The organism is Streptomyces sp. NH27 (genome assembly GCF_056859195.1).
The window spans coordinates 1-10,940 of record NZ_JACEGK010000252.1 but is presented as its reverse complement, the minus strand read 5'-3'; the positions used below and the strand labels follow the sequence as shown (position 1 = coordinate 10,940).

13 protein-coding genes are annotated in these 10,940 nt (G+C 68.5%); 5 read left to right on the top strand and 8 right to left on the bottom strand.

The annotated features are described in order from the left end of the window. Positions 1-22 precede the first annotated feature (22 nt). Positions 23-1,237, top strand: a complete 1,215-nt coding sequence (locus AC13HU_RS20865) for an MFS transporter (RefSeq protein ID WP_483043431.1) — start codon at positions 23-25, stop codon at positions 1,235-1,237. Between the two features lie 121 nt (positions 1,238-1,358). Here AC13HU_RS20865 and AC13HU_RS20860 read toward each other — a convergent pair whose 3' ends face one another. Next, complete coding sequence (locus AC13HU_RS20860; RefSeq protein WP_483043430.1) at positions 1,359-2,876, bottom strand: MFS transporter; 1,518 nt, start codon at positions 2,874-2,876, stop codon at positions 1,359-1,361. 118 nt (positions 2,877-2,994) lie between these two features. Between AC13HU_RS20860 and AC13HU_RS20855 the strand changes: the two genes are divergently transcribed. Both AC13HU_RS20855 and AC13HU_RS20850 read left to right on the top strand, forming a co-directional pair. Next, positions 2,995-3,870 (top strand): helix-turn-helix transcriptional regulator, encoded by an 876-nt coding sequence (locus tag AC13HU_RS20855; protein WP_483043429.1) that lies wholly within the window; start codon positions 2,995-2,997, stop codon positions 3,868-3,870. A 9-nt stretch (positions 3,871-3,879) separates the two neighbouring features. Further along, complete coding sequence (locus AC13HU_RS20850) at positions 3,880-4,239, top strand: hypothetical protein (RefSeq protein WP_483043428.1); 360 nt, start codon at positions 3,880-3,882, stop codon at positions 4,237-4,239. A gap of 5 nt (positions 4,240-4,244) precedes the next feature. Here AC13HU_RS20850 and AC13HU_RS20845 read toward each other — a convergent pair whose 3' ends face one another. Further along, entirely contained in the window at positions 4,245-5,096 is an 852-nt protein-coding gene (locus tag AC13HU_RS20845; protein WP_483043427.1) for a recombinase family protein, read from the bottom strand. A 234-nt stretch (positions 5,097-5,330) separates the two neighbouring features. After that, a complete protein-coding gene (locus AC13HU_RS20840; protein WP_483043426.1) occupies positions 5,331-6,059 on the bottom strand; it encodes an ArsR/SmtB family transcription factor in 729 nt (242 codons plus the stop codon). 56 nt (positions 6,060-6,115) lie between these two features. Here AC13HU_RS20840 and AC13HU_RS20835 point away from each other — a divergent pair, with 56 nt between their 5' ends. After that, positions 6,116-6,811: a flavin reductase family protein gene (locus AC13HU_RS20835; RefSeq protein WP_483043425.1), complete on the top strand. Its 696-nt coding sequence runs from the start codon at positions 6,116-6,118 to the stop codon at positions 6,809-6,811. A gap of 2 nt (positions 6,812-6,813) precedes the next feature. On the opposite strand, the gene AC13HU_RS20830 is transcribed toward AC13HU_RS20835, so the two are convergent. Beyond that, positions 6,814-7,572: a Tn3 family transposase gene (locus AC13HU_RS20830; RefSeq protein ID WP_483043432.1), complete on the bottom strand. Its 759-nt coding sequence runs from the start codon at positions 7,570-7,572 to the stop codon at positions 6,814-6,816. Positions 7,573-7,663: 91 nt separating this feature from the next. Here AC13HU_RS20830 and AC13HU_RS20825 point away from each other — a divergent pair, with 91 nt between their 5' ends. Further along, positions 7,664-8,137 carry a hypothetical protein gene (locus AC13HU_RS20825; protein ID WP_483043424.1) on the top strand — a complete coding sequence of 158 codons (474 nt, stop codon included), beginning with the start codon at positions 7,664-7,666 and terminating at the stop codon, positions 8,135-8,137. 14 nt (positions 8,138-8,151) lie between these two features. Here the strand turns inward: AC13HU_RS20825 and AC13HU_RS20820 are convergent, their stop codons facing one another. The 4 genes from AC13HU_RS20820 to AC13HU_RS20805 form a co-directional block, all read right to left on the bottom strand. Further along, positions 8,152-8,796 carry a tyrosine-type recombinase/integrase gene (locus AC13HU_RS20820; RefSeq protein WP_483043423.1) on the bottom strand — a complete coding sequence of 215 codons (645 nt, stop codon included), beginning with the start codon at positions 8,794-8,796 and terminating at the stop codon, positions 8,152-8,154. A 24-nt stretch (positions 8,797-8,820) separates the two neighbouring features. After that, entirely contained in the window at positions 8,821-9,720 is a 900-nt protein-coding gene (locus tag AC13HU_RS20815; RefSeq protein ID WP_483043422.1) for an IS3 family transposase, read from the bottom strand. Positions 9,721-9,749: 29 nt separating this feature from the next. Then, the gene (locus AC13HU_RS20810; protein WP_483043421.1) at positions 9,750-10,055 is read right to left on the bottom strand and encodes a transposase; all 306 of its coding nucleotides are present in this window, start codon (positions 10,053-10,055) and stop codon (positions 9,750-9,752) included. Between the two features lie 78 nt (positions 10,056-10,133). Then, positions 10,134-10,754: a flavin reductase family protein gene (locus tag AC13HU_RS20805; protein ID WP_483043420.1), complete on the bottom strand. Its 621-nt coding sequence runs from the start codon at positions 10,752-10,754 to the stop codon at positions 10,134-10,136. Between the last annotated feature and the right edge of the window lie 186 nt (positions 10,755-10,940).

Genomic DNA, 10,940 nt, shown 5'->3' with positions numbered 1-10,940 from the left:
ATAAGAGACAGGGACCCCTTCCATGCCCCTGGCCATCCTCGCCCTCGCGGTGAGTGCCTTCGGCATCGGCACCACCGAGTTCGTGATGATGGGCCTGCTGCCCAACGTCGCGGGCGACCTCGGTACCTCCGTGCCCACCGCCGGCTACCTCGTCTCCGCCTACGCACTCGGCGTCGTCGTCGGCGCCCCGCTGCTCACCGCGCTCGGCTCCCGCATCCCCCGCAAGCGCATGCTGCTCCTGCTGATGGGGCTGTTCACCGTCGGCAACCTCGCCTCCGCCGTCGCACCGGGCTACTGGACGCTGCTCGCGGGCCGGTTCCTCGCCGGGCTGCCGCACGGCGCGTTCTTCGGAGTCGGCGCGGTCGTCGCCTCGCGGCTGGTCGCCGAGGAGCGCCGGGCGCGGGCGGTGGCCGCGATGTTCCTCGGGCTGACCGTCGCCAACATCGTCGGCGTGCCCGCCGCGACCGCGCTCGGCCAACATCTCGGCTGGCGCGCGACGTTCGTCGTGGTCTCCGCGATCGGCGTCGTCGGGCTCGCCTCGCTCGCGCTGCTGATCCCGCGGCTGCCCGCCGAGGAGCACGTCGGCGTGGGCCAGGAGATCCGGGCGCTGCGCGAGCCGCAGGTCGTACTCGGCCTGCTCACCGCGGTGTTCGGGTTCGCCGGGGTGTTCGCCGTCTACAGTTACCTCGCCTCGATGATGACCGAGGTCACCGGGTACGCCGACTCGTCCGTCACCCTCCTGCTCGCGCTGTTCGGCATCGGCATGACGCTCGGCGCCCTCGCCGCCGGACCGCTCACCGACCGCGCGCTGCGCCCCACCCTCTACGGCTCGCTGGCCGCGCTCGCCGTGGTCCTGGTCGGCTTCCACTTCGCGGCGCACTCCAAGGTCGCCGCGCCGATCGCCGTGGTCGTCCTCGGCGCGGTCGGCTTCATGACCACCACGCCGCTCCAGATGCTGGTCATGAACAAGGCCCGGCACGCCCCGACCATCGCCTCCGCCTCCAACCACTCCGCCTTCAACCTCGCCAACGCCGGCGGCGCCTGGCTCGGTGGCGCCGCCATCTCGGCGGGCTGGGGCTGGACTTCGCCCGCCCTGGTCGGTGCCGTCCTGGCCGTGGCCGGGCTCGGCATCGCCGTGACGGCGGGACTGCTCGACCGCCGGGCCCAGGTCACGGCGTCCGAGGTGATCGCGGAAGGGGGGCCGCGGCTGCGGCAGGAGGTGGAGGAGCCGGCTTGAGCCCTCACGACCTGGGGGGGTGACGACCTGGGGTAATAGGGAGTGGACCAGCGCAGGTCGTTACAGGATGTCGCTTGGCTCGCCCATATCGCGGACTCGAGCGCCTGGTTGAGATCCACCTTCAGCGTCGCTGCGGCGGGGCGATGCGGTTCACACCTTCCGCGCTGCCCTGGCCGGCCTCGGCCAGGCGCTGCCCGGACGTGGGGACGGCGCGGGTCGCCTGGAGGCCGGGGGCGGTAGTGAGCAGCGTGAGCAGCACGATGGCCGCTCCACAGCCGGTCATGATCCAGTATGCGGGACGAACGGCCTGCTCGTACCCGGCGCCGGGGCGATGCAGGCCGGTCGTGAGGACCGCTCCGAGTACGGCGACTCCCAGGGCCTGACCGAACTGGCGGCTGGTGGAGATGACCGCGGCGGCGACCCCGGCTCGTTCTCTCGGGATGCCGGCCATCGCGGCGTTGGTGATCGGAGTGTTGGCGAGGCCGACTCCGGCACCGATCAGGCAGTAGGCGGGGAAGAGCAGGGCGTTGCTGGTCTCCGCGTCCGTGACTGCGAAGAGTGCCCCGCCAAGCGTGGTGGCGGCGCCGGCGAGCAGCAGCGGCAGGCGAGGACCGCGATTCGCGGTCAGGCGGCCGGAGAGCTGGGAGGTCGCGATGTTCATGACTGCCATGGGGAGCAGGTAGAGCCCGGCGGACAGCGCTCCCAGCCTGCGATCGTTCTGCAGATAGAGGGTGTTGAGGAAGAGGAAGCCGCCGAGCACGAAGAAGGAGCAGACGGCCATGGCCCCGGCGCCGCTGAAGGCGGCGTTACGGAAGACGTCCATGTCCACCAGCGGTTCGGTGCGCCGCCGCTCGTACCGGAGCAGGGCGAGCAGCGTGACCGGCGCGGCCAGGAGGCAGCCGAACGTGAAGGGCGCGGTCCAGCCGGTACTCGGTCCCTCGATGACGGCGTAGGTCAGGGACCCCAGCAGCACGATGACCAGGAACTGTCCCATCGGGTCGACCCCGCGCGCGTGCGGGGCACGGGACTCCGGGAGGAAGCGGGTGCAGATCAGGGCCAGGACGCCGATCGGCAGATTGAGCCAGAAGATCGAGCGCCATCCGGCCACCTGCACCAGCACTCCGCCCACCAGCGGGCCCACCGCCATGGCCACCCCCATCACCGCGCCCCAGACGCCGATCGCTCGGGCACGCTCGCGCGGTTCGGTGAACGTGTTGGTGATCAGCGACATGGCCACCGGGTTGAGCATGGAAGCTCCCACGGCCATCACGACCCGGCAGCCGACCAGCCAGTCGAGCCCGGGGGCCAGCCCGCACAGAAGGGAGCCGAACGTGAACAGCGCCAATCCGGCCTGGAAGACCCGGCGGCGCCCCAATCGGTCCCCGACCGATCCGGCCAGCATCGACAGCGCGGCAAGCACGATCAGGTAGGCGTCGATGGTCCACTGCAGTCCCGAGAGGGAACTGTGCAGATCCCGCTGCATGGACGGCAACGCCACATTGAGCACGGTGTTGCTGAGGCTGCCGAGAAACACGCTCGTGCAGCACACAGCCAGGACGAGTCTCTTCCGCCCGCCCCTTGTCTCCGGGGACTTGGACGTCTGCACTGCAACCTTCACTCTGTCATCCCACTTCCGCATGCGCGTGTCCGGCCGGGACGACTCAGTCTGCAAGCTCGCACGTGCAGTTGGAGGCCCCTATGTGGGGGGCCCTGGCAGGGTCCCCCACACAGGGACCCGCTCGGGCATACTGCGACGCGTGCAGAGCGTGACCCAGTTGGGAGAGTTCCTGCGGAGCAGGCGTAGCCGGATCACACCGCAGCAGGTCGGCCTGCCCCCTTCAGCGGGGCACCGCCGCACCCCCGGCCTGCGCCGGGAGGAGGTCGCGATCCTGGCGGGTGTCAGCGTCGAGTACTACCGCCGGCTGGAGCAGGGCAAGCAACACAGACCCAGCACGCAGGTCCTGGAGGCGATCGCCACCGTACTGAAACTGACCGACGACGAGCATCGCCACCTGGCGGAGTTGGCCCAGGACGCCGCCCCGCCGCCAGGGCAGGAGCCACCCGGCCGTGCCCCGCGCGTAGTCCGGCCCGAGGTGGATCGCATCCTGGAAATGGTGCTTCCCTATCCCGCCTGCGTGCTGAGCCGCGCGAGTGACCTGCTGGCGGCCAACGCCCCGGCGCTGCGCCTGTTTCCCGGCATCACGGACTGGCCCGAGGAACGCCGCAACACGGCCCGGTACACCTTCCTGCACCCTGCCGCCCGGTCCCTGTACGCAGATTGGGACAACGTGGCCCGCGGGAATGTCGCGCATCTGCGCAGCGTCAACACCGTCCACCCGGACGCCCCGGAACTGCACGAACTCCTCGTGGAACTCGGGCAGTCGAGCACAGAGTTCGCAGATCTCTGGCAACGCTATGACGTACGCACCCGCACCAACGGGAGCAAGACCTACCGACACCCGGAAGTCGGAAGGATGGTCCTGACGTATGAAGCCTTCGATATCGCCCGCAGTACGGGCCAGCGGCTGGTGATCTACCAGGCCCCACCCCGTACCGCGGACCACGATGCACTGATCCGTCTCGCCACCCCACCCGTCGATGCGATGCGGCACCGGACCGAGCGCCTCGGTTAGGCTCGGCAAATGGCAGAAGCCGAGGCTGACTTCACGCCCGCGCCGTCCGGACGAGGTGTCCGTGACGTCCGTGACGTCCCTGACGTGCGGGGTGTGCGGAGAGCTGCGGCGCGGGCCGTCGTGCGCTGGTCGCGACTGATGATGTTGCCCTGGGCACGGTTCGGGGTGCTGGTCGCGGTGCTGGCGGTCGGGATCGCGCTGGCCGTCGCGTGGCAGCCGCAGCGGCTGCTGACCAGGGGCTGGCCGCCCCAGACCTCGGGCACCACCGCCGTGCTGGTGTTCACGCTTGCGTACGGCCTCGCGACCGTCGTCTTGGGGTCTGGCCGAGATACGGGTCAAAGGGGCAACGGGATGATCTTGAACGACTGACGGGCCTACTGCGGTGCCGTGATCGCTGCGGCGTGTTCGTCGTGCTCTCGCAGCATCCTCATCACGGTCGCCGGGGAGGGGTGCTGCCCCTTCTTCGCTCCGGTGGTGATAACGAGCCGCTTCGCGATGTCGCGCAGGTGCAGGGCCATGGACAGCATGGACTCGTCAGTGACCCCGGCGCCGCCGATGGTCTTGCCGCGCTTCCGGGCGGACTCGTGGCCTTCGAGGGTGCGGTCGCGGATGTACTCGCGCTCCATCCCGGACATCGCGGCGAGCACGGTGAACACAATGCCGGACGGGTCGTGCGAGCCCTTCAGCTCGCCGGTGAGGAACTCCAGGCCGACGTCGCTCGCCTTCAGTTCCTCGGCGAGCATGGCGAGTTCGATGCCGCGGCCGAGCCGCTTGTGCTCGTGGACGACGAGGGTCACGGCGACGCCGGAAGAGCGGATCTCCCCGGCGATCTTCACGGCGCCCTCCAGCTCCGGGCGCCGGGTGGCGCGAGTGGAGATCTTCTCCGAAAAGACCCGGGTCACCCCGGCCTCGGCGAGGGAGTCGAGTTGTGCGTCGAGGGACTGCCGGGCGGTCGAGGCGCGGGCGTAGCCGAGGCGGACGTGCCCGACCGGTTCGGCGCCGGCGCTCACTGGCCGGGGCAGCTCCGTCCATGCCGAACCCGGCTTGCGTACGGCGGGGGTCGGCACGCTGAGGGCCTTGGCGAATTGGGGCACGAGGCGGAAGCGGGCGGTGTGGTACTGGAATGCCACCTTGCCCTTGCCGGTCCGGCACGGGGAGCCCGCAGGGGCCGCGCAGGCGGACATCGGGCAGTCGTGCGATTCCACGCACTTAAAGTCGTCGCTCACGAGCCCAGACTGTTTCATGTGAGTGTTTCAGAAGTCCAGCCGCTTGCAACAACTCATGAAACGTGATCGCCGCAGGTGGGCCGCCGAACGATCGGGTGTTTCACGAGCGACCACCTATGAAACAACTATCCCCGGGCCCAGGGCCCGGCAGCCGGATCACGGCCCGTCAAAACCTCTGACAGCAACACCGGTTTCCTGCTCCGTTCCTACTCGGCCCCCAACTCTCACAGATGGTCATTTCTGCGAAAGGAGATCATCGGACAAGCCGAGATGGCGGCGGAGTGCCTGTCGGCCGACGGCTGTGACGGCCACGGCGCGCGAGGTGCCGATGGGAGTGATCCAGCCTGCGTCGAACGCGTGGCGGCACAGGGCGGCACCGACAGCGCCGGCCAGGTGTGGGCGGCGTTCGGTCCAGTCCAGGCACGACCGCACTGACGGTCGGCGCGTGCCTGCCGGGACGGTGATGCTGAGCTCTTCGAGCCAGGTCGCCCCGGCGCTGGTGAGCCTGAGTCCGCGCTCGAGGTCCAGTAGCCGTCCCTCGGTCATGGCATCGGTGATTGCGACCCCGACGGTCCCGGCAAGGTGGTCGTAGCAGGTGCGGGCGTGGGCAAGGGCCTGTCGGCGGCCAGCCGCCGACAGGGAACGGGGTGCCGGGGCGTGGTCGGGTGCCATCGCAGCGAGGCTCTCGATCAGCTCGGCTACGTGCGGACTGGCCAGACGCACGTAGCGGTGGCGTCCCTGCCGTGCCTCGGCAAGCAGGTTTCCGCGCACGAGCGCGTGCAAGTGCTCGGTCGCGGTCGAGGGCGCCACCCCCGCATGGCGCGCCAGTTCCGTTGCCGTCCATGCCCGGCCGTCAAGCAGGGCCAGACAGAAGGCTGCCCGTGTGCCATCGGCCAGCAGCCTGGCCACGGAGGCCAGATCAGGGCCGGTCTCGTGTGCGCGCCGCATGTCCATACGGTCCATTGTCACCCGTGACACTTCGGCCCCTGCCGAAACGACCCGATCTTAGGCTGTCCACCATGCACACAACACCTCCCAGCACCCTGCCCACAGGGACTGTCGTCACTCACCTGGAGATCGAGCCGAGCATCTTGTACTTCGGGACGCCAGTGGTACTCCTCTCGACAGAGAATCAGGACGGCTCGTTCAACCTTGCCCCGATATCCTCCGCATGGGCACTCGGACAGACGGTCGTGATCGGACTGGGCCGCGACGGGCAGACCGCGCACAACCTCTGCAGCCGACCCGACCTGGTGATCAGCCTGCCGGCCCCCGCTCAGTGGCCGGAGGTAGAGAGACTGGCGCCACTGACCGGCCGGAATCCAGTGCCCTCGACCAAGGCCAAGGGCTGCCGCTTCGAGCCGGACAAGTTCGCCGCAGCCGGCCTGACCGGCAAACCGTCCCACCTGGTCCGGCCGCCTCGCGTCGCCGAATGTCCGATCCAGCTGGAGGCCCGCGCGGAGCGGGTGCAGCCGGACGTCTCCGGAGGATTCGTCATCGTCGAGGCGGTCGTGCACAAGGTCCACGCCGACTCCCGCATCGTCGTTCCCGGCACCGACCACATCGACCCCGCCGCTTGGAGCCCCCTCATCTACAACTTCCGCCACTACTTTGGACTCGGCCCGGAACGCGGCCATTCCTACCGCAGCCAGACACCCCGCAGCTCCGAGGGTCCTGCCGCAGAACACGCGCTCGTTGGCACCGCGCCCAACTGAGTTCAGGCGGCCTGGCCGAGGCCGGAGGCGGTGAGGTCCTGGTCGCGCAGCGGGGTGAAGTCGACGTCGAGTTTCGTCTCGTACGCGTCGGGCTGGATGCCGAGTTCGTGCGTGGAGTACTCGCCGAACCGGTTGATGTGCTCGGTCAGGTACGGCGAGATGTGGGCCAGGTCCTCCGGGTCGATCTCCCACCCTTCGTCCAGCAGTTGCCGCACGATCTCCGCGATGTCCAGGGCGTTATGGAAGATCACCGCGTTCGTGAGCAGAGCGTTGAACTTCATCGCCTTCTCCTGCTCGATCGGGTCGTTGTCGGCGATGACGCCGCGGTTGCCGAAGCCGATCCACTGCGAGAACCGGTTGAACGACTCCACCTTGTTCGTGGCCGCTGTGACCCGCCGACGCAGCGGCGCGTCCGAGAGGTAGCGCAGCAGCTGCACGGTGCGGATCACACGGCCGACCTCGCGGAAGGCGGCGTAGGTGGCGTTCTTCCTCGACCCCGACCGCACGCGCTTGAGGAGCGTGGAGGAGGAGATCGCCCCCTCGCGTACCGAGACGGCCACGCGCATCAGGTGCCGGAACTGGGACTCGATCAGGTCACAGTCGATGATGTTCTTGCCCGGCTCCCCGAACAGGGCGTCGATGTGCACGTACTCCGTCTGCTTGGAGGGCCGGTAGAAGGTCAGTTCCTTCCAGTTCCTGATCCTGGGCATCAGGTCGAAGCCCAGCAGGTGGGCGAGCGCGAAGACAGGGAAGCTCTTTATGTGGACAGTTCAAGTTGATCTTCCTCCGAGGTGTTGTCAGGCCGCGCGGACATAAGGTGAGGCTTTCGACGAGGTGGCAGGGGGAAGCGTTGTGGAGGTCACCGTTCAATGGATACGGACGTCCTGGACGAAGCAGTCTCGTGGAGGAGAGGCCGCGGCTCGCAGGAACGCCGTCCCGGTCGGCTTTCGTGTCCCGCCTATGACGCCCGCGGTCGCGCACGTGGTCCGCATGCATGAGAGCGACGGCTTCGACCCCTTCGACGGCCAGGAAGACCTGCGCAAGGTCGACGTCCAGCTCCGCGAAGACAAGGGTCGGTTGCGAGTCCTGCCCCGGGTCCAGCCCCTCTTTGCCATACCTCCTCGGCCACGACGGCCCCCGGCTGTACGGCTTGTTCCCGGACAGTGGGTCCGCTGGCAGCTCAACTACCGTTTCAGCAGCGCGGCGGGAGTGCGGGGATGGTCGTACTGGCTCGACACCTTCAACATCGCTTACGGCCCGGTGGAAGCTGACGTGTTCTTCTCTCCGCCCACGGTTCTTGTCGATGAGCGAGGACCGGTCCGATAGCCCCCAGGTAGCAGTCACGAGCTGGTGTTCCCAGCTTCCTCTTCCGGATGGGCGGGTTGCCCGAGGTCCGCGAGGAGCTTTTCGATGCGGTCGCTGGTGCAGCGGTGTCGTTCGACCTCGCGCTCCCAGCCGCGTTGGGCGGCGTCGAAAGCGAGAGTCTGCTCGACTTCGCGTCGGGCCCGCAGACGTGGTGCGTACTCGGGCGTGGTGACGAACTTCGCGCAGGTCAAGTAGAGGTCGCATTCACAGGGGCCTTCGGCGGGGAGACGGAGGCAGCGGCCGAGTTCGAGTTCGGTCTTGAAGAAGTTCGTCGTGAGCCAGTCGACCGCGGTGTCCGGCAGTGAGCCGTTGCGCAGTTCGTCGGCGGCCGGCCCGGCGATCGTGGCGCCGGGGCCGAGCACGGCCTTGTAGTCGCGCAGTACTTCCTGGTCACTGATCTGCGCATAGACCAGGGCCATGCTGACGGAGGTGTGGCCGAGCACCTTCATGATGGTGTGGAGCTTCGCGCCGCGCTCAGCGAGCTGGGTGCCGACGGTGTGCCGGAACCGGTGGGCCGAGACGGTGCCGCGTCCGGTGCCGGCGCGACCGCCCGGGCGGACCAGTCCGGCAGCCTTGCAGGCGTCCTGGATCGGCGTCTCGAACAGGTAGAAGGTTGTCAATCCCCTGATTTCGTAGAGACCTTGTTATGCAACTTGGCCCTGATGGTGGGTGTGGTTGCGTGCTTCTTGGATGGTGTTCTCGAACGTGACGGGCGGCTGCCCGCCGGCGGCGCTGTGGCGCCTCCTCGTGTTGTAGAAGTCGGTGATCCAGGTCGCGGTCTTGATCCTGGCCTCGGCCCGGGTGTCGAAGCGGTGCCGGTGGACGTACTCGACCTTCAGCACAGAGTGGAACGACTCCGCGGCGGCGTTGTCCTGCGCCGACCCCACGCGCCCCATCGACTGCACCACGCCCCACCGGCCGCAGAGCTGCTGGAACGCCGCACTGGTGTATTCCGAGCCGCGGTCCGAATGAAAGATCACGCCGTCCACCTCGCCACTCCGGGTGGCGATCGCCATCTGCAGTGCGGCGCTGACCAGGGAGGTGTCGTGCCGGGAACCCATGGCGTAACCGAGTGCCCGGCGGGAGAACGCGTCGTGGACGGAGGCAAGGTAGAGCTTGCCCTCGCCGGTGTCGATCTCGGTCATGTCGCCCCACCACAGCACGTCCGGAGCGATGGCGTCGAACCCGCGTCGCACCAGGTCAGGAGAGGCTTTCCGTTTGCCCTGCCGCGTCAGCGACTTGCGTCGACGCGGCGGCCTGCGGCCCTGGAGGCCGAGCTCGGCCATGATGTCGGCGACGGTGTTCCGCGACACCTGCCAGCCCTCCTCCCACAGATCCAGCGTGATCCTCGGCGAGCCGTACGTCCTGCCCGACCGGTCGAAGAAATACCGGATCCTCTCCGCCAGCTCGGCCAGTCTCACCTCGCGTTTCGTCGGCCGGTCAGGGCGCCGGTGCCACTTGTAGAACCACGCCTCCGACACCCCCAGAGCACGGCACGAGACGCGATACGGAATGTTGCACTCGGTCTTCTGGTCGCTGATCACCCCGACGACAGCCGTCGGGTCCGCCGCAGCTACTTCACCCAGATGACCATGCAGCGTTTGAGGCCATCACGCTCCATGACCAGCTCCTTGTTGTCCTTCCGCAGCTGGGCGTTCTCCCGCCGCAACCGGACCAGTTCCTCGCTCTCCACCGCCTGGCCGGCCCCGGCCCCGCCGACCCTGCGGGCCCGCGAGACCCAGCTCGCCAGCGTCGTCTCGTTGATCCCCAAATCCTTCGCGACCTGCCCGACCGGCTTCCCGGTCTCGGTCACGATCCGCACAGCCCCCTCACGGAACTCCGCGTCGAACTTCCGCCTCTTCTCCGCCGTGACTCCCAACTTCCCCTGCAGTCACGGTCTCTACGCTACGAGGGAAGACTCACGCCGAAGCCACCTTGCCCGCCGTGCGCTCCGACGTCACCGGCCCAGCGGGTTCGGCCACTCCGCCAACGGGATCCGCTTGATCTCCAGCACGTCGCCGAGCGCGCCCCACTCGTCCCTCCCCAGCCGCGTCAACGGCCGCAGCGCACCGATGTCCGGCAGCCCGTCTTCCGCCATCACGGCCTCCGACACCACCGCGTACACCACGCGCCCGAACACCACGGTCGAGTCACCCAGCCGGAGCGTGCTGTGCAGCTCGCACTCCAGCGCCACCGGAGACGCCGCCACCCGCGGCGGCTTCACCCGCGCACTGGGCTCCCGGGCGATCCCCACCTCGTCGAACTCGCTCACCCCGTGCGGAAAGTCCGTCGCCGTCGCGTTGATCTGCTCGAACAGGTGCTCCGGCGCCAGGTTCACCACGAACTGCCCGGTCTCCTCCACGTTCCGCACCGAGTCCTTCCGCCCCACCGACGTGAACTGCACGATCGGCGGGCTCACACACGACACCGTGAAGAAGCTGTGCGGTGCGAGGTTGTCACAAAAGCCGTCTCGGTCGGTCGTCGACACCCAGGCGATCGGCCGGGGCACGACCACCGAGGTCAGAAGCTTGTAGAACGCGTTGCGGTCCTGCTGGACAGGGTCGAAGTCGATGCGCATGGGGCCAGTATCCACGCGCGCGGCCTCTCCCATACCTGGGGATCGCGGCCTGACCAAACCTGTGCTTCTCCCGAAGGTGCCCGGTATCGGACGACCCACGCACCGAAAGCCGAGCCCCATGTCCACCACCACCCCGTCCCCGTGGGACGACCTCACCATCCCCCCCCGCACGACCGCAAGCAGGGC